General features: G+C 43.0%; 25 protein-coding genes. All 25 read left to right on the top strand.

Features of this window, described 5'->3' with window-relative positions; all coding sequences use genetic code 11:
- Positions 1-26 precede the first annotated feature (26 nt).
- The 25 genes from fliF to ACTWQL_RS09870 all read left to right on the top strand — a co-directional run bounded on the left by fliF (position 27) and on the right by ACTWQL_RS09870 (position 23,188).
- Positions 27-1,607 (top strand): flagellar basal-body MS-ring/collar protein FliF, encoded by a 1,581-nt coding sequence (gene fliF, locus ACTWQL_RS09990; RefSeq protein WP_443142306.1) that lies wholly within the window; start codon positions 27-29, stop codon positions 1,605-1,607.
- 11 nt (positions 1,608-1,618) lie between these two features.
- The gene (gene fliG, locus ACTWQL_RS09985) at positions 1,619-2,632 is read left to right on the top strand and encodes a flagellar motor switch protein FliG (protein WP_221564291.1); all 1,014 of its coding nucleotides are present in this window, start codon (positions 1,619-1,621) and stop codon (positions 2,630-2,632) included.
- Positions 2,625-3,407, top strand: coding sequence for a flagellar assembly protein FliH (gene fliH / locus ACTWQL_RS09980; protein ID WP_443142305.1), 783 nt, complete (start codon positions 2,625-2,627; stop codon positions 3,405-3,407). The genes fliG and fliH overlap by 8 nt, the downstream gene beginning before the upstream one ends.
- Positions 3,397-4,713 carry a flagellar protein export ATPase FliI gene (gene fliI, locus ACTWQL_RS09975; RefSeq protein ID WP_443142304.1) on the top strand — a complete coding sequence of 439 codons (1,317 nt, stop codon included), beginning with the start codon at positions 3,397-3,399 and terminating at the stop codon, positions 4,711-4,713. Before fliH ends, fliI begins: the two co-directional genes overlap by 11 nt.
- Before the next feature lie 3 nt (positions 4,714-4,716).
- Positions 4,717-5,163, top strand: coding sequence for a flagellar export protein FliJ (gene fliJ / locus ACTWQL_RS09970; RefSeq protein WP_443142303.1), 447 nt, complete (start codon positions 4,717-4,719; stop codon positions 5,161-5,163).
- 7 nt (positions 5,164-5,170) lie between these two features.
- Positions 5,171-5,728: a MotE family protein gene (locus ACTWQL_RS09965; protein WP_443142302.1), complete on the top strand. Its 558-nt coding sequence runs from the start codon at positions 5,171-5,173 to the stop codon at positions 5,726-5,728.
- Positions 5,729-5,756: 28 nt separating this feature from the next.
- On the top strand, positions 5,757-6,995 hold the full coding sequence (locus ACTWQL_RS09960) for a flagellar hook-length control protein FliK (RefSeq protein WP_443142301.1): 1,239 nt from the start codon (positions 5,757-5,759) through the stop codon (positions 6,993-6,995).
- Positions 6,996-7,000: 5 nt separating this feature from the next.
- A complete protein-coding gene (gene flgD / locus ACTWQL_RS09955) occupies positions 7,001-7,441 on the top strand; it encodes a flagellar hook assembly protein FlgD (protein ID WP_443142300.1) in 441 nt (146 codons plus the stop codon).
- A gap of 23 nt (positions 7,442-7,464) precedes the next feature.
- Positions 7,465-7,839: a TIGR02530 family flagellar biosynthesis protein gene (locus ACTWQL_RS09950; RefSeq protein ID WP_443142299.1), complete on the top strand. Its 375-nt coding sequence runs from the start codon at positions 7,465-7,467 to the stop codon at positions 7,837-7,839.
- A 325-nt stretch (positions 7,840-8,164) separates the two neighbouring features.
- The gene (gene flgG, locus ACTWQL_RS09945) at positions 8,165-8,968 is read left to right on the top strand and encodes a flagellar basal body rod protein FlgG (RefSeq protein WP_443142298.1); all 804 of its coding nucleotides are present in this window, start codon (positions 8,165-8,167) and stop codon (positions 8,966-8,968) included.
- A 41-nt stretch (positions 8,969-9,009) separates the two neighbouring features.
- On the top strand, positions 9,010-9,222 hold the full coding sequence (locus ACTWQL_RS09940) for a flagellar FlbD family protein (protein ID WP_443142297.1): 213 nt from the start codon (positions 9,010-9,012) through the stop codon (positions 9,220-9,222).
- A gap of 2 nt (positions 9,223-9,224) precedes the next feature.
- Entirely contained in the window at positions 9,225-9,659 is a 435-nt protein-coding gene (locus tag ACTWQL_RS09935) for a flagellar basal body-associated FliL family protein (RefSeq protein ID WP_443142296.1), read from the top strand.
- Between the two features lie 36 nt (positions 9,660-9,695).
- On the top strand, positions 9,696-10,691 hold the full coding sequence (gene fliM, locus ACTWQL_RS09930; RefSeq protein ID WP_443142295.1) for a flagellar motor switch protein FliM: 996 nt from the start codon (positions 9,696-9,698) through the stop codon (positions 10,689-10,691).
- Positions 10,681-11,826 carry a flagellar motor switch phosphatase FliY gene (fliY, locus tag ACTWQL_RS09925; protein WP_443142294.1) on the top strand — a complete coding sequence of 382 codons (1,146 nt, stop codon included), beginning with the start codon at positions 10,681-10,683 and terminating at the stop codon, positions 11,824-11,826. Before fliM ends, fliY begins: the two co-directional genes overlap by 11 nt.
- A 24-nt stretch (positions 11,827-11,850) precedes the next feature.
- Positions 11,851-12,216, top strand: coding sequence for a response regulator (locus ACTWQL_RS09920; RefSeq protein WP_443142293.1), 366 nt, complete (start codon positions 11,851-11,853; stop codon positions 12,214-12,216).
- Between the two features lie 13 nt (positions 12,217-12,229).
- Positions 12,230-12,892 (top strand): flagellar biosynthetic protein FliO, encoded by a 663-nt coding sequence (locus ACTWQL_RS09915; RefSeq protein ID WP_443142292.1) that lies wholly within the window; start codon positions 12,230-12,232, stop codon positions 12,890-12,892.
- A complete protein-coding gene (fliP, locus tag ACTWQL_RS09910) occupies positions 12,885-13,559 on the top strand; it encodes a flagellar type III secretion system pore protein FliP (RefSeq protein ID WP_443142291.1) in 675 nt (224 codons plus the stop codon). The genes ACTWQL_RS09915 and fliP overlap by 8 nt, the downstream gene beginning before the upstream one ends.
- Positions 13,560-13,581: 22 nt before the next feature.
- Complete coding sequence (gene fliQ, locus ACTWQL_RS09905) at positions 13,582-13,854, top strand: flagellar biosynthesis protein FliQ (protein WP_221564333.1); 273 nt, start codon at positions 13,582-13,584, stop codon at positions 13,852-13,854.
- Positions 13,855-13,857: 3 nt separating this feature from the next.
- On the top strand, positions 13,858-14,634 hold the full coding sequence (gene fliR, locus ACTWQL_RS09900; protein WP_443142290.1) for a flagellar biosynthetic protein FliR: 777 nt from the start codon (positions 13,858-13,860) through the stop codon (positions 14,632-14,634).
- Positions 14,634-15,716 carry a flagellar biosynthesis protein FlhB gene (gene flhB, locus ACTWQL_RS09895; RefSeq protein ID WP_443142289.1) on the top strand — a complete coding sequence of 361 codons (1,083 nt, stop codon included), beginning with the start codon at positions 14,634-14,636 and terminating at the stop codon, positions 15,714-15,716. Before fliR ends, flhB begins: the two co-directional genes overlap by 1 nt.
- Positions 15,717-16,097: 381 nt before the next feature.
- Complete coding sequence (flhA, locus tag ACTWQL_RS09890) at positions 16,098-18,134, top strand: flagellar biosynthesis protein FlhA (RefSeq protein ID WP_443142288.1); 2,037 nt, start codon at positions 16,098-16,100, stop codon at positions 18,132-18,134.
- Positions 18,131-19,267, top strand: a complete 1,137-nt coding sequence (gene flhF, locus ACTWQL_RS09885; protein ID WP_443142287.1) for a flagellar biosynthesis protein FlhF — start codon at positions 18,131-18,133, stop codon at positions 19,265-19,267. The genes flhA and flhF overlap by 4 nt, the downstream gene beginning before the upstream one ends.
- Positions 19,260-20,123 (top strand): MinD/ParA family protein, encoded by an 864-nt coding sequence (locus ACTWQL_RS09880; protein ID WP_443142286.1) that lies wholly within the window; start codon positions 19,260-19,262, stop codon positions 20,121-20,123. The genes flhF and ACTWQL_RS09880 overlap by 8 nt, the downstream gene beginning before the upstream one ends.
- Positions 20,120-21,172, top strand: coding sequence for a protein-glutamate methylesterase/protein-glutamine glutaminase (locus ACTWQL_RS09875; protein ID WP_443142285.1), 1,053 nt, complete (start codon positions 20,120-20,122; stop codon positions 21,170-21,172). The genes ACTWQL_RS09880 and ACTWQL_RS09875 overlap by 4 nt, the downstream gene beginning before the upstream one ends.
- Positions 21,173-21,187: 15 nt before the next feature.
- On the top strand, positions 21,188-23,188 hold the full coding sequence (locus tag ACTWQL_RS09870) for a chemotaxis protein CheW (RefSeq protein WP_443142284.1): 2,001 nt from the start codon (positions 21,188-21,190) through the stop codon (positions 23,186-23,188).
- Positions 23,189-23,200 lie beyond the last annotated feature (12 nt).

The raw sequence follows: 23,200 nt of genomic DNA, 5'->3' as shown, positions 1-23,200 counted from the left end.
TTTGCGAATGACGACCGGGGGATAAAATGAACGAAAAGATCTCGTCATATAAAAATCAAATGCAGCAATATTGGCAAGAACGTACCAAGAAACAGAAAACGTTGATCATAGGTTCTTTTATCGGTTTGTTAACCTTAATCATACTGTTGACCATCATCGTTTCTCATAAGAATTATGTTCCGTTATATTCCGGACTGTCCCCAGAGGAAACTGGGCAGATAAAAAGCAGTCTTGATACAAAAGGAATCAGTTATGAAATTGTAAATAACGGAACAGCGATCAATGTACCAGAAGATAGAGTTGATGCGCTGAAGGTAGACCTTGCTTCAGAAGGCCTGCCGGAAAGCGGGACCATTGATTATAAATATTTTGTGGAAAACAATGGATTCGGTATGACAGATAAGGAATTCGGTGTTGTTGAACGAGCTGCCATGCAAACAGAACTGCAAAATCTGATTGGTAGTATTGATGGGGTTCAAAATTCGAAAGTGATGATCAATCTGCCCAAAGAAAATGTTTGGGTGACTGATGCAGAACAGACGGCTTCGGCTTCTGTCGTTTTGGATTTAGAGCCTGGATACACGCTGAAACAGCAGCAAATCAACTCTTTGTACAACCTTGTTTCAAAAAGTGTACCGTCCTTACCTACAGATAATATCGTCATTATGGATCAATTCTTTAATTATTTTGATTTGAAGGACGCTGAGAAGGAATCTACTACACTTTCAGCTTATGAGCAGCAAAAAGCGATCAAGGATGACGTTGAAAAAGATTTGCAGCGGAACCTACAACGTATGTTAGGCACGATGATGGGGCCGGAAAAAGTGGTGGTTTCAGTCACTACTGACATCGATTTCACTAAAGAAAAACGCCAAGAAGAACTTGTTGAGCCTGTTGATCAGGAGAAAATGGAAGGCATTCAGATGAGTGTCGAAAGGATCCGTGAAACATATACGGGCAACGGAACCCCACCAGGTGGTGTAGCCGGGACAGGAGATACAGACGTCCCTTCTTATCAAGGGGAAGATGGACAGTCAGGTGATTATCAACGTGTAGAAGAACGAATCAACAATGAAGTGAACCGTATACATAAAGAAGTTGAAGAAGCACCATTTACAATCAGGGATATCGGAATCCAGGTAATGGTAGAGCCGCCGGAGCCGGAAAATCCTAATTCATTGCCTGCAGATCGGATAGATGATATCGAACAAGTGTTGAGCAGTGTAGTGCGAACGACCATCTCAAAAGATCAGACAAATGAAATAACAGAAGAACAAATCGGTCAGAAAATCATCGTTTCAGCTCAGCCGTTTAAAGGGAAGGTTGAACTGCCGACTGTGGAAAACAAAGTTCCTCTATGGATTTATATTGTCGGCGGTGTGTTACTGATCTTCATCATCATTCTACTCTTCTTATTGTTGAGAAATCGAAAAGAAGAAGTAGAGGAAGACGAATATAGCGGGGTTGACTATCAGGTTGAAGATGTTCCTGAGTTGAAACCTCAGCAAACAGAAGAAACAACTCGTAAACAACAACTAGAACGACTGGCAAAAGACAAGCCGGATGAATTCGCAAAATTGCTTCGTTCTTGGTTGTCGGATGAATAGGGGTGGTACCAGTGGCTAGAGGACTACAAAAACTTTCCGGCAGAGAAAAGGCAGCTGTTTTGTTGATTTCACTGGGGCCGGATGTTTCAGCACAAGTCTATAAGCATCTAAGTGAAGAAGAAATCGAACGCTTGACATTGGAAATCTCGAATGTAAGAAAAGTTGAATCCTCGATCAAAGAGGACATTATAGATGAATTCCATCAAATTGCGCTAGCGCAGGAATATATCACTCAGGGTGGTATCGGTTATGCAAAAACAGTACTAGAAAAAGCTTTAGGGGCAAGTGAAGCGTCGAACATCATCAACCGCTTGACATCAACTTTGCAAGTCAGACCATTTGATTTTGCAAGGAAAGCGGATCCGGGGCAGATTTTGAATTTCATCCAGAATGAACACCCACAGACGATTGCATTGATCCTTTCTTATCTGGAATCGGCACAATCAGCCCAAATTTTATCGGAACTGCCCCAAGAAGTGCAGGCAGACGTTGCTAAGCGGATCGCTTTGATGGATCGCACATCGCCAGAAGTCATAACCGAAGTTGAGCAGATTCTTGAACAGAAGCTTTCCACGACGGTTACACAAGACTTTACTCAGGCTGGAGGAATCGAGGCTGTCGTGGAAGTCTTGAATGGCGTCGACAGAAGTACAGAACGAACGATCCTTGATGCTTTAGAGGTACAGGATCCTGAATTAGCAGAGGAAATCAAGAAGAGAATGTTTGTATTTGAAGATATCGTAACGTTGGATAACCGATCGATTCAAAGAGTCATCCGTGAAATACCAAATGAGGATCTCTTACTATCATTGAAAGCAGCAAGTGAAGAAGTCAAAGAGATCGTATATCAAAACATGTCCAAACGGATGGTGGATAATTTCAAGGAAGAGATGGAATATATGGGGCCAGTTCGGCTTCGTGATGTAGAAGAAGCGCAATCCCGTATTGTTTCAATCATACGTAGACTTGAAGAAGCTGGAGAAGTTGTGATCGCACGTGGTGGAGGAGACGATATCATTGTCTAGAGTCATCAAGTTTTCACCTTTGTCCAATAAGACTGACCGTGAACCAATCGAAATCAAGCGATTGAACACATTCCGTCCTGTAGAGCCTTTGCAGGACAACGAAGACGTAACAGAATCGGTATGCTTGAAATCAGAGCAAAAAGCACAGGCGATTATCGAAAGAGCTGAACAGCAAGCAGCAGAGCTCTTGAAACAGGCTGAGGCAGAATCTGCGGCCAAGGAAAAAGAGCTCGCAGAAAAAGAGGCAACAATCGATAGACAAATAGAGGAGGCACGAAATCAGGCCTCTTCAGAAGGCTATGAAAAAGGATATCAAAAAGGGCTTGCGGAAGCAGAAGAAGATTACAAAACGAAGTTGGATGAAGCGAACAATATCCTATCTGCGGCACAATCCGATTACCGGAAAAAAATCATCGAATCAGAGCCTGAAATACTGCGATTGAGTGTAGAAATAGCGGGTAAAATCCTCGCTGACAAACTTGAATCTGATGAAAACTGGACAAGATTTATCCAAGAAACTTTGAAACAGGTGAAGGGTGAAGAGGATATCAAACTATTCGTATCTCCAAAATACTATGAGCTGACATCCACTTTTACGAAAGAACTTTCGGTTCAATTAAATTCTGAGATTGTAGTTTTTCCTGAAGAGTCCATCAAAGACCACACTTGTCTGATTGAGACGAAATACGGCCGTATTGATGCTTCTATCGACAGCCAGCTAGAAGAGATCAAGAAAAAACTATTGGAATGTGTGGGTGAGGAACATGGACATTGAACCGATGTTGACTGCTGTTCAAAAGATCGATCCGTTCAAACGCTTCGGTAAAGTGAATCGGGTCATCGGAATCATGATCGAATCAAAAGGTCCGAAAACATCAATCGGGGATGTGTGCTATATCCACACAGGAGATACGATCAACAAAAGGATTCCAGCTGAAGTGGTCGGTTTCAGAGAAGAACATGTCCTTCTCATGCCTTTTACCTCGATCCAGGAAATTTCCCCTGGAAGTTTAGTAGAAGCGACAGGTAAACCACTACACATCAAAGCAGGGAAATCCTTGATTGGCAAAGTGTTGGATGGATTAGGTAGACCGTTGGATGGTGAGGAACTGCCTCATGGCCTATCGGCTTGTTTGACGGATGCCGCACCTCCTAATCCTATGAAAAGGCCCAGGATTACTGAAAATATTAGTTGCGGCGTCAGAGCCATAGATAGTTTCTTGACGATTGGAAAAGGCCAAAGAATTGGAATTTTTGCAGGAAGCGGAGTAGGAAAAAGTACATTGATGGGGATGGTAGCGCGACAATCAAGTGCGGATATTAACATCATCGCCATGATTGGTGAACGTGGCCGCGAAGTTCGAGAATTCGTAGAACACGAACTTGGTGAAGAAGGGCTACGTAAAACGATTGTTGTCGCAGCGACTTCAGACCAGCCAGCGTTACTAAGGATAAAAGGTGCACTCACTGCGACTACATTGGCTGAATACTTCCGGGATCAAGGGCAGGACGTCATGCTGATGATGGATTCTGTCACACGTGTTGCGATGGCACAACGCGAGGTAGGCCTGGCAGTTGGCGAGCCTCCCGCAACCAAAGGGTATACACCTTCTGTTTTTGCCTTATTGCCTAAGCTGCTGGAAAGGTCAGGAACCTATGTGGATGGCAGTATAACTGCATTCTATACCGTATTGGTCGATGGGGATGATATGAATGAACCCATTGCTGACGCTGTCAGAGGGATACTGGACGGGCATATTGTCTTGGATCGTAATCTTGCAAACAAGGGGCACTTCCCATCTATAAACGTATTGAAGAGTGTAAGCCGGATCATGAACAATATAGCTGATCCAGTACATATCAATGCAGCAGCCAAGGCCAGGGAATTCCTTGCTTCTTATGAAGAGTCGGAGGATCTGATTTCAATCGGCGCATATAAAAAAGGAAGTTCGAAAAAAGTGGATGATGCCATTCACTACTATCCTAAAATCATGGAGTTCCTTCGCCAAAAAATCAATGATGATGTAAATGCTTCCCAATCAATTGAAGAGCTTTTAAGACTTTTCCAGGAGGAGAGGTAGACGATGGGGTATCAATTCAGGATGGAACAAGTCCTTGATTATAAGCAACAAGTAAAGGACAAGACCCAAAAGGAATACATAGAAAAACAAGAGCGATTCGAGGAAATCGGCTATGAGTTATATGAAGTCCTAAAAAAGAAGGAAACACTCCAGTCTCAGCAGTCTCAGCGGATGATCGATGGAGATAGGATCGTAACATTGCAGCATTACAATCAGTACATCGATCAACTGGACTACCAGGTGCAATCGTTACAGCAAAGGTTGCAGCATGCCAGGGAGAATATGCAGACGGCGCACGAGAGACTCATGTCGGAGACGATTGATGTGAAAAAATATGAAAAGTTGAAAGAAAGACAATTTAGTAGATATCAATACAATAGTAAGATCGATGAAATGAAAGCAACAGATGAACTTGCTGTATTGAGACATACTTCAAACGAAATCGGGTGAGGCGCTTTTGGAGAAGAAATCGAGTAAAGTTTTAAAATTCCTGCTTGTGGTGGTAATCCCATTACTTTTCGCAGCTTCATTATCAGTCATCATTTTTTCTTTGATGGGTGTGAACTTGATCGAGAAAGGAAAGAACTACGCAGCAAATGTCCCTGTAATTTCGAATTGGGTTGAAGTTGAAAAGGATGCAGAAGAGTCTAACGAGGATTTGATCATATCGATGGAAAGTCAGATCAGAACACTGCAGAAACAAGTTGAAGATGCAGAAAAAGCAGTGCTGCAAAAGGACGATGAAATCAAAGAGCATCAATCCGATATAGCTCTATTGAAAGATCAATTGCAAAAGCAAGAAGAAGACCAAGCTCAAAAAAATGAATCGATGGCAAAAATATCAGATGTGTATACAACGATGGCGCATGGGAACGCGGCTAAAATCTTCGAAAGCATGGAACAGAGTGAAGCGGCGAGAATCATCGCAAGCCTTGATTCGGATACTCAAGCAAATGTGTTAGCTGAGATGAATCCTGAAAAGGCTGCGGAATTGACTAAGCTTTTAACAAATTGATGTTCATCTATTGAAAGGAGGTGAAAAGATGACAATCGTAGCAAACATGTTGATGAACACACAAATGTTCTCTGGTTCAAAAACAGCACAAACAAACACGAAAGTTGGAGAAGGAGCCTTCGGTAAAGTTGTTGCTGAAGCGCTTGGATTGAATCAACAACAGGAAGAGATGACGAGTGAGCAATTGCTGAATCAGCTAGAAAAATTCCGTGACGAGTTGAATGATCTGAATGGAACAGATTTGAGTCTTGAAGAACTGATCGGGCAATTACAAACTGAACTATCAGATAGTCAACAAATCCCTCCGCCTTTGCTGAAGAACCTGATGAAGACGATGCCTATTCTCGAGCCAATACAGCATGGAAATGACCAGAACGTTATCAAAGATCTGAAACAAAGCGGAATGGACAAGCCAGTGCTTGAACTTCTTCAGCAGAACGATCCTCAACTTTTAAAAGGAAACATGAAACCTGAGGGACGTCTGCAAGAGTTCATAAAGTTCCTGATGAAAAATGATGCTGCACACACTTTACCTCAGCAACACAATTTGAAACAGATGTTGATGGATCTGCAAGGGAAAGCGGCACAACAAAGCACTGGAAATACAACAGCGCCAACGAATGAACAGAAAATGACTAGCAAGAATTTCAATCAGTCGATGTTTTTACAAATGAAAAATCAGCCTGCAGCACCTGCCGGGAATACAGGGGGTCAGGAGATCGGAGTCCAACTTCCGAAGTCTGAAGGGGGTACTACATCAGGGCTTTTTAGTGTGACAAGTCCAACGAACATGAGTAAAGTTGAACAATTCATACTGCATGCACCGCAAGAGCATACACCATCTACGCAGTTCGGAAATGAACTTGCAAAGTTGTTGAATCGGGGAAGGATCATGACACTTCCGAATGGCAGTACACAGCTCAGCATTAAACTCTTCCCTGAGAATCTTGGGTCACTCGATATCCAGATTGTCCAAAGAAATGGAGAGATCGCAGCTAAAATCATCGCTTCAACTGTACAGGCAAAGGAATTGATTGAAACGAATCTGCATCAATTACGACATTCATTACAGGGTCAGAATATCACCATCGATAAAATTGAAATCAGCAGCCATACGCCTGATTGGATGAGTGATGATCAAGAACGCGAGAACCAACAATCTTCAAGTGAAGAACATACGCAGGAACAAGAGCATAAAAACGATGAAGAAAATCAAGGTTCTTTCGAGCAACTATTGAAGGAAATGGGAATCGATGAGGAGGTGTAATATCGATGGAAGCTAAAATCGACCAAAGCTTAATGCTCCCGGATCGCGCTCAGTTGAGGCAGACGGGCAACACGAATCTCGGCAAAGATGATTTTCTGAAAATCCTGATCGCGCAATTAGCAAACCAGGATCCTTTAAATCCGATGGAGGATCGTGAATTCATCAGCCAAATGGCCTCATTCTCAAGCCTTGAACAGATGGTCAATATGAATGATACGTTACAGAACTGGGTTTCACATCAGAATAATGGTCAGCTCCTGCAGTACAGTCAATTGATCGGCAAGGAAATCACCTGGATCGATAAGTCAAATGAAGATGGCCAACCGGTAGAAACGACTTTGACAGGTGAGGTTGCCAAGGTCCATTTCGATAAAGGTGAAACCAAAATCGAATTGACGGATGGAACGAAACTATCACCAAGTCAGATCATCACATTATCAGCGTAAGAAAAAAGAAAAGAGGTGATCAGATGCAACGAGTTTATCAACCACCGATCACTTCGTCGATACCACCAAGGAACAAAGTGATCAATAAGAAGGAACAGATCAGGACCAATTTTCAACACCTTCTCCATAGCCAGGTACAAGATTTGAAGGTTTCCAAGCACGCGAATGCTAGATTAGCAGAGCGGAACATCAGGATCGAACAACCTACCTGGGAACGAATCAACGAGAAGATAACCGAAGCGAAACATAAGGGGATCAAGGATTCGCTCGTATTGGTTGGAGAAGCGGCACTAGTCGTCAATACGACGAATAATACCGTCATAACCGCGATGAATAGAGACGAAGCTTCAGATCATATTTTCACAAATATTAATGGTGCGATTGTCTTGAATTATTAAGGAGAGTTAAATTATTCCGGTTACCATCACCGGCGAATTTCTTTGTTACGTTGTCACTCAGATTATCGATAGATACTATGCGCCTGCGTCTTAAAGTAGAGCCTAATAACTGGCTTCCTTGGCGCAACTCGTAGCGAGTAGGTGAGCATTGCTCGTCACTCCGGTCTTCGTGACTGCCGTGCCTCGAAATTCTTGGTTCTGATAATCCTCAAATTTAACTTTATCTTATTAATCTTATTACTAAATAGAGCTGGACCGATAGGAAGCTCTGATGCTGCTGACTGACTGAGGCAGCACACCTAAAATTGAGAGGGGATTTTTAAAGATGTTACGTTCAATGTACTCTGGAATCAGTGGAATGAAAAACTTCCAATCCAAGTTAGATGTGTTGGGGAACAATATCGCAAACGTGAATACATATGGATTCAAAAAAGGGAGAACGACTTTCAAGGATCTGGTGTCACAGCAAATTTCAGGGGCGAGTGCTCCGAATGATAACCGAGGCGGGGTCAACCCGAAACAGGTAGGTCTGGGTTCACAGCTTTCAACCATCGATACGATCCATACACAAGGAAGCCTGCAAACGACAGGACGACCGCTCGACCTTGCATTATCTGGAGATGGATTTTTCGTTGTTGGAGATGAGACGAATAGTTTCTATACTCGTGCAGGAAACTTTTATTTAGATCAAAAGGGAGACTTAGTCAACTCTGATGGATTGAAATTGTTAGATACAGCTGGTCAGCCAATTAATATCCCTGTAGATGCAGAAAGCTTCAGTATCGGTAATAATGGGACGGTTAATTATATTGATGCTACTAGTGGTGAAGTAACAGAAGCTGGACAAATAGGAATAGCGAAATTCGCTAATAACGGAGGACTTGAAAAGGTTGGATCCAACCTTTACCAACAAACTACCAACTCTGGTGAAGTTGATGTAAATGCCTTAGCAACTCCAGGTGAAGATGGGGCTGGTGAAATCGTAGCTGGAGCTTTAGAAATGTCCAACGTGGATCTTTCTGAAGAGTTTACCGAAATGATCGTGGCACAGCGTGGTTTCCAGGCGAATACTCGTATCATCACGACATCAGATGAAATCCTTCAGGAGCTCGTCAATTTAAAGAGATAAAGTGAGGTGAAAGGGGCTGGCACTGACTAGCCCCACATAACATGATCCAACTCACCAAATTGAATGGACAAACCTTTACATTGAATGCCATTTATATCGAACAGGTACAAGCATTTCCCGATACGACGATCACCCTTACAAATGGCAGGAAATTTGTGGTGAAAGAAGGGATTTATGAAGTTCAGGAAGCAGTTAACAAGTTTTATAAGGAAATCTCGATTCTAGGATTGCCGAAGCAAAAGGAGGATGATTAGTCGTGAAAAACAACCTCGTCAAAACCATGCTGGTTATGATTACAGCTATTTCCATTGTTGCTGTAGCGGGTGTAGTGCTTTATATGAATCTATCCTCTAAAGATGAGGTCAAAGCTTCTAATGAGCTATCAGCCAATGAATTGAAGGATCTTTCTGTCGATACTGAACAGATCATGACCAACCTCGAAGATACAGGGTTTGCGAAGATGGCATTCCGAATCCAAGTAGATAACTCGAAAGCGAAGAAAGAACTGGAGACCAGGATGTTCCAGGTGAAGAATTCGATCATCTATCAGCTTTCTGGAACGAAATCCGACGAACTACAGGGTCCTGAAGGTATTGCAAACCTGGAATCCAGCCTGCAAAAGACGATCAATGAGTTTCTTGATAGCGGTAAGGTTATCCGAGTGTTCACTACTGAAAAAGTTGTCCAATAAAAAGCTGAGAATTACAACAGAAAAGAGGTGAGGCTCTTGGCAGATGTACTCTCCCAAAACGAAATTGACGCATTATTATCAGCGATATCCACTGGAGAAATGGATGCTGAGGAACTAAAAAAAGAAGAAGCAGAAAAGAAAGTGAAAGTGTATGACTTCAAAAGAGCACTAAGGTTTTCAAAAGATCAAGTGAGGAGCCTGAGCCGGATACATGAAAATTATGCTCGTTTATTGACTACATACTTTTCTGCCCAGCTTCGTACATACGTCCAAATATCAGTAGCTTCGGTAGACCAGGTTCCATATGAAGAGTTCATTCGATCCGTCCCTAAAATGACCATCCTGAATTTGTTCGAGGCACCGCCTTTGGATGGGCGCCTGCTGATCGAGGTCAACCCGAACATTGCCTATGCGATGCTCGACAGGGTCTTGGGCGGGCAAGGAAAAGGAATGAACAAGGTTGATAGTTTGACAGAAATTGAGACGAGGATCATGAACCAGCTCTTTGACCGTGCTTTGGATTGTTTCGGTGAAGCATGGGGGACGATCATTGATGTGGAACCCGAGATGCTGGATTTTGAAGTAAACCCTCAATTCCTTCAGATGGTTTCACCGAATGAAACTGTTGTTGTCATTTCGTTGACGACTACAATCGGGGAAACAAGCGGGATGATCAATATTTGCCTGCCGCATGTCGTATTAGAACCCATCATTCCTAAGCTGTCTGTACATCATTGGATGCAGAACAAGCAGCGTGAAAGACTGCCTGAAGAAGTCGAAAAGCTGGAGAGCAGGGTGAAGACAGCTATGCTGCCCCTCACCGCTGAGCTCGGCAGGTGCCAGATCTCAGTCCAGGAATTCCTTTCGTTATCGAACAATGACGTTTTAGAGTTAGATCAGAAAATTTCAGAGCCATTGACGATCAATGTACAAGGGAAAAATAAATTTATCGGACAACCCGGTAAGGTAAAAAATCAAATGGCGATCCAAATTATTGATGCTTACGAGAAAGGGGACTTTAATGATGAGTGATGGCATGCTTTCCCAAGAAGAAATCGACGCTTTATTGAATGGCGGAAAAGAAAGTCCAAAAGAGGAAACGAATGAAGAACTGTTAACAAACATTGAGAGAGATGCGATCGGAGAGGTCGGGAACATCTCGTTCGGAAGTGCGGCGACTGCATTGTCCACACTTCTGAATCAGAAGGTTGAAATTACAACACCGAATGTTTCGATTGTGGAACGGAACAAGCTTTCTGATGAATTTCCGAAGCCTCATGTAGCTGTGTTGGTAAGCTATACGGAAGGTTTTGATGGATCGAATTTGCTTGTGATCAAGACTTCAGACGCGCAGATCATTGCAGATCTCATGCTTGGTGGTGACGGTACGAATCCACATGGTGAGTTGGGAGAACTTCACTTGAGTGCAGTGCAAGAAGCGATGAATCAGATGATGGGATCAGCATCCACATCGATGTCGACAGTGTTCAATAAGCGAGTCGATATTTCTCCACCAACCATTGATTTGATGGATGTGAATGCAGATGAAGGGACGGACAATATTCCGAAAGATGATGTTCTTGTGAAAGTCTCATTCAAATTAAAAGTCGGGGATTTGATCGATTCGAATATCATGCAGCTTGTACCGCTGCATTTCGGAAAAGAGCTTGTAGATCAGTTAATGAATCCAGAAAGCGGTAATGGTGCCCTGAACGAAGAACCCGCTTATGAAGAACCTGAGCAATCAGCACCGTCTATGGTACCAGAAAACCATCAAACTGCAGGGTTAACACATCAACAGAGTGAAAGAGAGCAAATTGAACCGTCTTATACGAATCAGCGTAACGCAAATGTCCATCCAGCGGCTTTTACAGATTTCGCTCCTAATGAATCTGTTTCGGTGGACCAACGGAACCTTAACATGTTGTTGGATATTCCATTACAGGTCACCGTGGAACTTGGCCGGACGAAACGAGCCGTCAAAGATATTTTGGAATTATCACATGGTTCGATCATCGAATTGGACAAGCTGGCTGGGGAGCCGGTCGATATCCTGGTCAATCAGAAATTGATCGCAAAAGGGGAAGTTGTTGTCATTGATGAGAACTTCGGTGTAAGAGTAACAGAGATAATCAGCCAGAGAGATCGATTAGAAAAATTACAATAAGACTATTTTCAGGGGGAACGAAACATGGCAAACCGTATTTTAATTGTAGACGATGCAGCATTCATGCGAATGATGATCAAAGATATCCTTACAAAGAATGGATTCGATGTAGTAGGTGAAGCAAGTGATGGCGCACAAGCGGTTGAATTGTATAAAGAACATACACCTGATCTTGTGACGATGGATATTACGATGCCGGAAATGGATGGAATCACAGCATTGAAAGAGATCCGTGCTTTGAATTCTGACGCGAAGGTAATCATGTGTTCTGCAATGGGACAACAAGCGATGGTCATTGATGCAATCCAAGCTGGGGCGAAAGACTTCATCGTAAAGCCGTTTCAAGCGGAGCGCGTCATTGAAGCGATCAAGAAAACACTTGAAGCCTAAGAAGGTGTCACTTGTGAATTGGAAAACAAACATATTGGTCCTTATGATAGGATTCCTTTTATTCGGTGGACCATCGTACATTTCTGCCAATACCGACAATTCACCTGAAGGATGCGAAGGGAAATCTGTTTCCGAGTGTTATAACGAAAGTGGAAAAGAGGTGCCGGAAGAAAAAGAAAATACAGTGAGTGCCTCCGAACCAGACTCAGGACCATCCACATTCGCGACCATGATGAAAGTACTCTTTGCGCTGGCATTGGTAGTCGGGCTTATGGTACTTGTTTTGAAGCTGTTGCATAAACGCACACAGGTGATCCATCAAGGAAAAGGAATCCAGACACTTGGTGGAGCGATGCTTGGAAATCAACGTTCCGTCCAGTTGGTAAAAGTGGGAAATCGGATACTTGTCGTGGGTGTTGGGGATAACGTCGAATTGATCAAAGAGATTGAAGACGAAAAAGAAATCGAAGCATTGATGGCAACCAATGAGACACAAATGACTGGGTCAGAAAAAATGAATGGCTTAGCCGGATGGATCAGTTCGTTATGGAACAACCGAGATAACTCTGACAAAACGAACTTTCAAGGGATTTTGAAGAAACAGCTGAGTGATACGAAACAAAACCGCAATGCGTTGATGGAGTCTTTAAAGAAGAAGGGGCATGACCATGATTGAACTACCAGGTATCAGTAATGAACTGTTCAACAATGATCCAGAAAATGTCGCTACTACAGTTCGGCTGTTAGTCCTGATGACTGTCCTTTCCCTTGCCCCGGCATTTCTCGTATTGATGACTTCGTTTACGAGGATCATCATCGTGCTTTCCTTTGTCCGGAATGGTCTTGCTACACAACAAATGCCGCCTAACCAGGTTCTGATAGGACTCGCTTTATTCCTGACATTCTTCATTATGGGACCAATCCTATCCGATGTGAACGAACAAGCGATCACACCGTTCATGGAAGGTGAAATTTCTCAAGATGAAGCGATGGATCGAGCAAGTATGCCAATGAAAGAATTCATGGCAAAACACACTCGACAAAAAGATCTGGCATTATTCATGAATTATACAGGAGAGGAACGACCGGAAAGTGTTGAGGATATCCCTCTGACGACTTTGGTACCGGCATTCGCCATAAGTGAGTTGAAGACGGCATTCCAGATGGGATTCATGATCTTCGTACCGTTTCTAGTCATTGATATGGTCGTCGCGAGTGTGCTGATGGCAATGGGGATGATGATGCTTCCTCCTGTGATGATTTCATTACCGTTTAAGATATTGTTGTTCGTCCTTGTCGATGGTTGGTATTTGATCGTCCAATCACTGCTGGAGAGTTATTAATAGATGAGAAGGTGTTCGTTCAATGGACTCACAATTCGTTATTTCCCTTGCTGAAAAAGGGGTGTACACTACATTAATCATCAGTGGTCCGCTTCTGATATTGGCACTTGCGGTCGGACTGTTCGTCAGTATCTTTCAGGCCACTACGCAAATTCAAGAGCAGACTTTGGCTTTCATTCCGAAAATTGTAGCTGTGCTTGTTTCACTGATTTTCTTCGGACCCTGGATGTTGACCCAAATGGTGACTTTCACCCATGAACTATACAGCAATATCAATAATTACATAGGTTTGTAGCGTATGGTGGAGTTTGTAAATAGCATTCCTTCTTTCTTATTGGTTCTCGTGAGGGTTACTGCATTTATGGCAACCGTACCGATATTCTCTTATCGGAACATTCCTGTCATACATAAGATTGGATTCTCAGTCGTGTTTTCTTTTTTCATCTTTACGACATTGCAGGCGCCTATGGTTGCTTTGAATGGTGAGTTCATCCTTCTCGTGATGAAGGAATTGATGATTGGATTAAGCATCGGTTTCGTCGCTTCGATCCTCTTATATGGGTTACAAGTAGCAGGAGGTTTCATCGATTTACAAATGGGATTTGCGATTGCGAATGTATTCGACCCGCAAACAGGTATCCAGACACCTCTCATTGGGAGGTTCCTATATATATTCGCAATATTGTTCTTGCTAACGATTGATGCCCATCATATGTTCCTGAATGGAATCTATCAAAGTTATCAATTTGCACCAATCGACCGATGGGCTTTCATATTCGGAGATGGGAATGTTGCTAGGTTAGTAGCGGATACTGTGATCAAGATGTTCTATATCGCTTTTCAGATGGCAATTCCAGTGGTTGGATGTCTGTTTCTCGTCGACCTGGCTCTTGGAATCATTTCACGGACAGTACCGCAAGTGAATGTATTCATTGTTGGACTGCCCTTGAAAATCTTCGTCAGTTTCGTGGTTTTATTGCTTGTCATTCCAGTCATTTTCCAGATGGTCAACTCGTTGAATATCGAAATGCTTGAGGCTATGAGGAAAATGATGAGACTGTTAGGTGGTCGATAATGCCATATTTATCGCTTGATCTTCAATATTTTTCACAAGAGAAAACCGAAAAAGCAACACCAAAAAAGCGGCAGGATAGCCGTAAAAAAGGACAGGTTGCGAAATCGAGCGATGTTAACACCGCTATTATATTATTAATCGTATTTTTATTCCTATGGCTGATCGCACCTTTCATGTTGGATAGGTTATTGGCAATTTACCAGATGAGTTTCAGAGATTTCATCCACTTTGATGCGACAAATGAAAATATCCAGCAAGTGATGTCTGCGATGGCAATTGAAGCAGCTAAAATCGTCGCGCCGATTCTATTGATTGCGATGATTGCCGGTGTAGCCGCAAACTACATGCAAGTTGGTGTCCTCTTTTCGACAGAGCCATTGAAAGCGAAACTGGAGCGGATCAATCCATTGAAGGGATTCAAAAGAATTTACTCGCTCAGGGCGATTGTGGAACTGTTGAAATCGATTTTAAAAATATCGCTTGTCGGTTTTGTCACCTTTGCCGTCTTATGGTTACAGAAGGATGAAATCTTAATGTTGTCACACGGCACGGTTGAACATGCTTTACTCGTGATCGGGAAGCTGACGATCCAAATGGGACTTGCAGCATCCGTTCTCCTCATATTTCTGGCCGTATTGGATTACTTTTATCAAAAGTACGATTTCGAAAAGAGCATCAAGATGAGTAAACAGGACCTCAAGGATGAACATAAGAAGTCAGAAGGGGATCCTCTGATCAAATCCAAGATTAAAGAAAAACAACGACAAATGGCGATGCAGAGAATGATGCAAGAAGTCCCTAAAGCAGATGTAGTCATCACCAATCCCACACATTACGCCATCGCATTGAAATACGATGAAAGCGAACACGATGCGCCAGTCGTAATTGCAAAAGGTGTAGATTTTGTAGCACTGAAAATTCGGGAAGTCGCAAAACACAACGAAATTGAAATCGTCGAGAACCGCCCGCTCGCCAGAAGCCTGTACGACCAGACGGAAATCGGCGATCTCGTCCCAGAAGCCCTGTTCAAAGCTGTTGCAGAGGTGTTGGCTTATGTGTACCGTTTGAAAAAGCTCATTTGATAGGAAAGTTTAAAATAGCCGAATGATAAACTGCGAATTTCTGCGTTACTTGGGTTTAGCGGTCCAAGAAATCGAGCATATGTACCTGCGTCTACAAGTGCTACCGTTGAAGTCAGCTTCCTCGGTACAACTCGCAGTAACTATGCAAGAATTGCTCGTCGCTCCGGTCCTCAAAACCTTCGTGCCTTGAACTTTCGACGCACAGGAAGTGCTAGTACCGGCGTCGTCACAGGACGTGACGGTTTTTAGCCGGTGTTGTTTCTAATTCGTCAATTTTAAACTGATTGATTAAAGATAGGAAAGTTTAAAATAGCCGAATGATGAACTGCGAATTATCAATAACCAAAGCATCAGTTAACGAACCAGAAGGAGAGTACAGCGATGAAGCCAAGAGATCTGACAGTCTTACTAAGTGTAATATTGATCATCACGATGTTGATCATCCCGCTACCGACTTGGATGCTGGACTTCTTGATCATTACAAATATCTCACTAGGACTTCTCATAATCCTGATTGCGATGAATACGAAAGAACCTCTACAATTTTCTATCTTTCCGTCGCTCTTATTACTAGTTACATTATTCCGTTTAGGCTTGAATGTATCGACGACTCGTTCAATCTTAAGCCAGGCGAAAGCTGGGAACGTCATTGATACATTCGGTTCCTTCGTAGTGGCAGGTAATGTTCTTGTCGGTTTCGTCGTGTTTGTGATTTTGATCATCATACAATTTGTCGTCATCACAAAAGGTTCAGAGAGGGTTTCTGAGGTTGCAGCTCGTTTCACGTTAGATGCCATGCCCGGTAAACAGATGAGCATCGATGCCGATTTGAACGCTGGCTTGATTTCTGAACGGGAAGCGCGTGAAAGAAGACAAAAAATCGAGCAGGAGGCAGATTTCTATGGTGCGATGGACGGGGCCAGTAAATTCGTAAAAGGAGATGCGATTGCTGGGATCATCATTGTCATCATCAATATGATCTTCGGTATCATCATTGGGATGGTTCAACAAGGAATGCCGCTTGCTGAAGCCTCCGAAACTTATACTCTATTGACAGTAGGAGATGGACTGGTGAGCCAGATCCCTGCATTGATCATTTCGACGGCCACAGGGATCATCGTCACAAGAGCTGCCTCAGATGGGAACCTTGGGCAAGACATCACAAAGCAATTGCTTGCCTATCCAGCCATGTTATATGTGGCTTCCGCAACGATTGCTCTGTTAGGATTCTTCACACCTATCCATAATATTTTCACTTTACCGATTGCCCTTTTACTTGCGTACGGCGGCTATCATCTGAGCCGTATAGAACAACAACGTCAGGTTTCTGAAGAAGAAGTGGAAGAAGAAATCCAAACAGAAGAATTGAAGAGTCCAGAGAGTGTCGTGAATCTTTTACAGGTCGATCCTATTGAGTTCGAGTTTGGATACAGCTTGATCCCGCTTGCAGATACTAGTCAAGGTGGCGACTTACTGGATCGTATCGTCATGATCCGGAGACAGCTCGCTTTGGAATTAGGTGTTGTCGTACCAGTTGTGAGAATCCGGGACAACATCCAACTGCAGCCGAATGAGTACCGGATCAAGATCAAAGGAAACGAGATTGCTAGAGGCGAGCTCCTTCTTGATCACTTTTTGGCAATGTCTCCAGGTGTGGATGACGAAGAAATCGAGGGTGTAGAAACGGTAGAACCCGCTTTTGGACTCCCTGCCCTATGGATTTCAGAGGATTTGAAGGAGCGAGCCGAGCTTTCGGGGTACACCGTCGTGGATCCGCCTTCGGTTGTTTCGACGCATCTTACAGAAATCATCAAGAAACATTCACATGAGTTATTAGGCAGACAGGAAGTCAAACAACTTGTCGAGCATTTGAAGGAATCCCATGCAGCACTGGTGGAAGATGTGACACCGGATCCATTGACGATTGGTGATATCCAAAAAGTACTTACCAAACTGTTGAAAGAAAATATATCTATCCGGAACTTACCGATAATTTTTGAAACATTAGCCGATTACGGTCAGATGACAAAGGATACGGATCTTCTCACTGAATATGTGCGTCAGTCTTTATCAAGACAGATTTCCAAGCAATATAGTGATGAGCAATCCTCTTTGAAAGTCATCACCTTATCCGGGGGTGTCGAAAAACGGATTGCTGAATCTATCCAACAAACGGAACATGGAAATTATCTCGCAATGGATCCGAACGAGTCACAGACCATTTTTGATTCGATAATGAATGAAATCAAGAAAGTCAGCGATGTAAGTCCGATGACCGTACTTTTATGCTCACCAGCTGTCAGAATGTATGTCCGTCAATTAATCGAGCGATATTTACCGGATGTTGTCGTCCTTTCGTATAACGAACTTGAACCTAGTCTGGAAGTGCAGAGCATTGGGGTGGTGAATGTATCATGAAAATAAAAAAATATATCGCGCCGACCATGCCAGAAGCGATGAAAAAGATCAGGAACGATCTCGGCAAGGATGCAGTCATCCTTAATTCCAAAGAAATTCGTACTGGTGGGTTTCTCGGTTTTTTCACAAAACCTTCTCTTGAAGTATTCGCGGCATTGGATCCTGATCCCATGCCTAGGGACCAAAAGGATGACTACTATAGTCCGCAGTACAATATGGAAAAGTTGACAAATACTACAACGTACTCAAATGAGACTGCACGCAAATCCGAAAAATTGAACAAACCATCCGTGAAAATTGAGCAGGCTCGGCCATCATCTGATGCAATCCAATTCCCTGAAAAAATCACAAAAATCATCGATTACCTTGAAGAACAGGGAGTAAACAATGAAGTGAGGGCAAGCCTATCGAAACGATTATTAAAGAGATGGTATCGAGAAGAATCGGAAATGAAAGCAGACGAGTCGATCAACAAGTGGATGAAAGAAGAGATATGCGGATTAATATCAAACGTTGAATTCGGCGGCTTCGAATATGATAAGAAGTTCCTCAATCTGATAGGTCCCACTGGTGTCGGTAAAACGACTACCATTGCAAAGATCGCAGCGGATGCGGTCCTGAACAAAAAGAAGAAGGTAGCGATGATCACCACTGACACTTACCGGATCGCTGCAATCGATCAGTTGAAAACCTATGCTGAAATACTTAATGTCCCGTTAGAGGTCGCCTATAATCGTGAGGATTTCCAACGTGCCCATGATAAATTCAAGGATTACGACGTCATATTCGTGGATTCAGCTGGACGTAATTACAAAAAGGCACAATATGTCGCTGACTTGGAAGAGGTCTATCAATTCAATGATGATATGGAGAATTACCTGGTACTCTCACTTACCTCCAAATACAGTGATATGAAGCATATTGTAGCCCAGTTTAATACTGTTCCGATAGAGAAATATATTTTTACAAAAAAAGATGAAACAGAGACCTTCGGTGATGTATTGAATTTAATTGATGAGACGGGCTATGGTGTTGCATATATGACGACAGGGCAAAACGTTCCTGATGATATCAGTGAAGCATCACCAGAAAGTATTGCAGACCTTCTGTTAGGAGATGGTCAACGTGCATGATCAGGCAGAAATCCTTCGTCAAAGATTCCAATCAGGTTCGACATCTGCGAGGGTCTGTGCTGTGGTCAGTGGAAAAGGAGGCGTTGGTAAATCAAACCTTACTATCAACCTTGCCCTTTCGCTGGCCAAAACAGGTTCAAAGGTGTTGGTTATGGATCTAGATATCGGGATGGCGAACTTGGATATCTTGATGGGGGTACATTCTCGCTACAATATCGTAGACTTAGTTGAACAGCAGCTGCCGATCCTGGACTTGATAGAAACGGGTCCGGACCAAGTCGATTACCTAGCCGGCGGAAATGGCTTAAATAAACTATTTGAGTTGACGAGTGAGCAATTCAATCACTTTTGTCAACAAATGAAAGTGATTCAAGAACGGTATGATCACATCTTTCTGGATATGGCTGCAGGAGCCTCTCGAGACAGTCTGCAATTCATCACTGCAGCAGATGAAGTACTGTTGGTCACAACTCCTGAACCGACGGCGATAACAGATGCCTACGCCATGTTGAAGCATATCCATCAGCAAGAATCCTCTGGCACAATTTCTGTCATCGTGAACCGTGTTGAGAATAAGCCTGAAGGAGATGATGTGGGCATGAGAATCCAACGAGCAGCTCGACAGTTTCTTCAGAAAGAAATCAAAATGCTTGGGATGCTTCCAGAAGATCGTACGGTCTATAAAGCTGTCAAAGAACAGAAACCATATCGTATATATGCACCATACTCCAATGTTGCAAAATCCGTTCAAAAGTTAGCTGAGATCTATCATGGCACCTCTGACGATTCCCAAAAAAATGAGGGATTCATCCAGCGATTCACACGCTACTTTTCAAGAAAGCAGGGGACCATATGAGCAGTATAAGGGTGATGGTTGTTGACGACTCTGCATTCATGCGAAAAGTCATTTCAGATCTTTTATCAAGCGACCCAACAATCGTAGTCGCTGGTACTGCTCGTAATGGAGAAGACGCATTAAAGAAAATCCCGCAACTTTCACCTGATGTCATCACACTGGATGTGGACATGCCAGTCATGGATGGTTTGACCACCTTGAAGAAAATCATCGAACAATACGCGATTCCTGTCATCATGTTAAGCAGTGTGACAAAAGCTGGAGCTGCCCAGACGATTGAAGCAATCCAGGCTGGAGCTGTTGATTTTATTTCAAAACCTTCAGGCGCGATTTCTCTGGACATTCATAAGGTGCAAGCAGAGTTATTGAACAAAGTGAAGGTAGCAAGTGCGGCTAAGGTAACAAGGACCGCCGAGCGTGAAAAAGGACCGATCACATCTTTTACGAAAAAACCATTGAATAAAGGTTTGACGAAAAAGAAGAAACTAATCGCAATCGGTACTTCTACAGGAGGTCCGAAGGCGTTGGTTGAAGTCATCTCCAACCTTCCGGACTCGATTGAGGCTCCAGTCCTCATCGTCCAGCATATGCCAGTCGGATTCACGAAATCGTTGGCAGAACGGTTGAATAAGCTGTCGGCACTAGCTGTAAAAGAAGCAGAATCAGGTGAAATATTGAGAAACAACACGGTCTATATAGCACCCGGTGGATACCACCTAAGAGCGATACATAAGCAAAATGAAATCATCATCGAACTGGACAATCATACTTCGCCGATCAGAGGACATCGTCCCTCTGTCGATGAAATGTTCACCAGTTTATCTACGGTTCATAGCTACCAAAAGATTGCAGTGATCATGACCGGGATGGGTACGGATGGTACAAGAGGGCTGTTAGCTTTAAAGGAGGAAGAAGACACAATTGCAATTGCAGAATCTGAAGAGTCCTGTGTTGTATATGGGATGCCTCGCTCGGCGATTGCAACACAAAAAGTGGATGAAGTCGTTCATGTCACAGAGATATCAAAACGAATCGTGCGCTATTTATAGTAGGGGGTTGTATACATGGATATGAATCAATATTTAGACGTGTTTGTCGATGAGAGCAGGGAACACCTACAAGCGATTAATGAACATATGCTCAAGCTTGAGAATGATCCAACGGATGTTGCGATTGTAAATGATATTTTCCGATCCGCTCATACCCTTAAAGGGATGTCAGCAACAATGGGATTTGAAGATTTGGCAAGCCTCACTCATCAAATGGAAAACGTCCTGGATGCCATTCGACAAAGTAAGATACAAGTAACGGATGAGGTTGTGGATGCACTTTTTGAATCAGTGGATCATTTAGAAGCAATGGTTGAATCCATCATCGCTGGCGGTGATGGGAAACACGATGTTGACGAAATCGTGAGAAAGCTTAATGTGATTGAAACAGGGGAAAAGCCAGCAACTGTATCCAATGAGCAGGGGCAGTCTAACCAGGGTGATGGACTTGACGAATTTCAACGTTCGATTTTGGCACAATCTTTTGAACAAGGCCTACATCCATACACCGTCAAAGTAACTTTGGAGAAAACCTGTATTCTGAAGGCTGCTCGTGTTTATATGGTCTTTGATGTCATTGAACAATTGTCTGAAGTGATTCATACAGACCCCTCAGTCAACGAACTAGAAGAAGAGAAATTTGATTTTTCATTTTCAGTCACATTGGTTTCTGAGAAAAATGCAGAAGAAATTAGAGAAAAGATAAGCAAAATATCCGAAGTTGAAGAGGTCCGCGTACAAAACTATGAAATCGATTCATCTTCATCAGCAAAAGCAGAGCCAGCTGCTGCAATCGAACTGGAAAAACCGGAAGAGAAGAAAGCAGACATGAAAGGAAAGTCTGAAACATCTTCCAAAAAGGCTCAGAACAATAAAACGATGCGTGTCAATATCAACCGATTGGACCATTTGATGAACTTATTTGAAGAACTTGTCATTGACCGCGGTCGCTTGGAAGCTTTATCGAAACAATTGAACAACAGTGATTTGACGGACACAGTTGAACACATGACAAGACTATCAAGCGATCTGCAGGACGCACTTCTGACGATGAGAATGGTGCCGATCGATCAAGTGTTCAACCGGTTTCCTCGGATGATCCGAAGTTTAGCGAAGGATCTTGGGAAGAAAATCAATTTGGAAATCAGCGGTGGAGAAACCGAGCTGGATCGAACTGTAATCGATGAAATTGGTGATCCTCTCGTCCATTTGTTACGAAATTCTGTCGACCACGGCATCGAGCTGCCTGAGAAACGAACCAAAGCTGGTAAACCTGAAGAAGGAACGATTTCTCTCGTCTCTTATCATAGTGGAAATCATATTTTCATTGAAATTGAAGATGACGGTGGCGGTATCAATCGGGAAAAGGTACTGGAAAAAGCGATCGAAAACCACATCATCGATCCAGCTTATGCAGAGACGATGAAAGATCATGAGGTCTATCAGTTATTGTTCGCCTCTGGCTTCAGTACCGCTGATACTGTTTCAGATATATCCGGAAGAGGTGTCGGGTTAGATGTTGTGAAAAGCAAAATCGAATCCCTCGGTGGTCAGATCATGGTTACATCTGAACCTGGTCAAGGTACGAAATTCGCCATTGAACTGCCTTTGACCCTATCGATTTTATCAGCAATGTTGATAACGATCGGATCGGAAACATATGCAATCCCATTATCTAATATTGTTGAAAGTATTGTGGTTCCGAAGAAAGAACTGATGAAAGCGCATAACCAGTTGGTTGTTGATTTCAGAGGAAAAGTGGTTCCACTTTTGCCGCTCAGGGATGTATTAGAGGTAGAAGGTATTCCAGAAGAAAAAAGTACTTATTCCGTCGTAGTTGTCCGTAAAGGAGATCAGATGGCTGCCTTGATCGTCGACCGATTCATTGGTCAGCAAGAAATCGTCCTGAAGCCTTTAGGAGAATACCTTTCGAATGTTTTTGCGATATCTGGCGCAACGATACTTGGGGATGGGAAAGTTTCATTAATACTAGATTGTAATGATTTGATCAAATAAGGGAGGAATATT

Origin of the sequence: Pseudalkalibacillus sp. R45 (assembly GCF_052246725.1) — a bacterium.
In the GTDB taxonomy this organism is placed as follows: Bacteria; Bacillota; Bacilli; order Bacillales; family Fictibacillaceae; genus Pseudalkalibacillus.
Note: the sequence above shows the minus strand (reverse complement) of the source record. Positions and strands in the feature narration are given on the sequence as shown.

What these genes read in the sequence shown, in the direction of transcription:
- fliF (WP_443142306.1), top strand. Translation starts at nt 27, where the DNA reads ATGAACGAAAAGATCTCGTCATATAAAAATCAAATGCAGCAATATTGG.
- fliI (WP_443142304.1), top strand. Translation starts at nt 3,397, where the DNA reads ATGGACATTGAACCGATGTTGACTGCTGTTCAAAAGATCGATCCGTTC.
- fliJ (WP_443142303.1), top strand. Translation starts at nt 4,717, where the DNA reads ATGGGGTATCAATTCAGGATGGAACAAGTCCTTGATTATAAGCAACAA.
- ACTWQL_RS09960 (WP_443142301.1), top strand. Translation starts at nt 5,757, where the DNA reads ATGACAATCGTAGCAAACATGTTGATGAACACACAAATGTTCTCTGGT.
- flgD (WP_443142300.1), top strand. Translation starts at nt 7,001, where the DNA reads ATGGAAGCTAAAATCGACCAAAGCTTAATGCTCCCGGATCGCGCTCAG.
- ACTWQL_RS09950 (WP_443142299.1), top strand. Translation starts at nt 7,465, where the DNA reads ATGCAACGAGTTTATCAACCACCGATCACTTCGTCGATACCACCAAGG.
- flgG (WP_443142298.1), top strand. Translation starts at nt 8,165, where the DNA reads ATGTTACGTTCAATGTACTCTGGAATCAGTGGAATGAAAAACTTCCAA.
- ACTWQL_RS09940 (WP_443142297.1), top strand. Translation starts at nt 9,010, where the DNA reads ATGATCCAACTCACCAAATTGAATGGACAAACCTTTACATTGAATGCC.
- fliY (WP_443142294.1), top strand. Translation starts at nt 10,681, where the DNA reads ATGATGAGTGATGGCATGCTTTCCCAAGAAGAAATCGACGCTTTATTG.
- ACTWQL_RS09920 (WP_443142293.1), top strand. Translation starts at nt 11,851, where the DNA reads ATGGCAAACCGTATTTTAATTGTAGACGATGCAGCATTCATGCGAATG.
- fliP (WP_443142291.1), top strand. Translation starts at nt 12,885, where the DNA reads ATGATTGAACTACCAGGTATCAGTAATGAACTGTTCAACAATGATCCA.
- fliQ (WP_221564333.1), top strand. Translation starts at nt 13,582, where the DNA reads ATGGACTCACAATTCGTTATTTCCCTTGCTGAAAAAGGGGTGTACACT.
- fliR (WP_443142290.1), top strand. Translation starts at nt 13,858, where the DNA reads ATGGTGGAGTTTGTAAATAGCATTCCTTCTTTCTTATTGGTTCTCGTG.
- flhB (WP_443142289.1), top strand. Translation starts at nt 14,634, where the DNA reads ATGCCATATTTATCGCTTGATCTTCAATATTTTTCACAAGAGAAAACC.
- flhA (WP_443142288.1), top strand. Translation starts at nt 16,098, where the DNA reads ATGAAGCCAAGAGATCTGACAGTCTTACTAAGTGTAATATTGATCATC.
- flhF (WP_443142287.1), top strand. Translation starts at nt 18,131, where the DNA reads ATGAAAATAAAAAAATATATCGCGCCGACCATGCCAGAAGCGATGAAA.
- ACTWQL_RS09875 (WP_443142285.1), top strand. Translation starts at nt 20,120, where the DNA reads ATGAGCAGTATAAGGGTGATGGTTGTTGACGACTCTGCATTCATGCGA.
- ACTWQL_RS09870 (WP_443142284.1), top strand. Translation starts at nt 21,188, where the DNA reads ATGGATATGAATCAATATTTAGACGTGTTTGTCGATGAGAGCAGGGAA.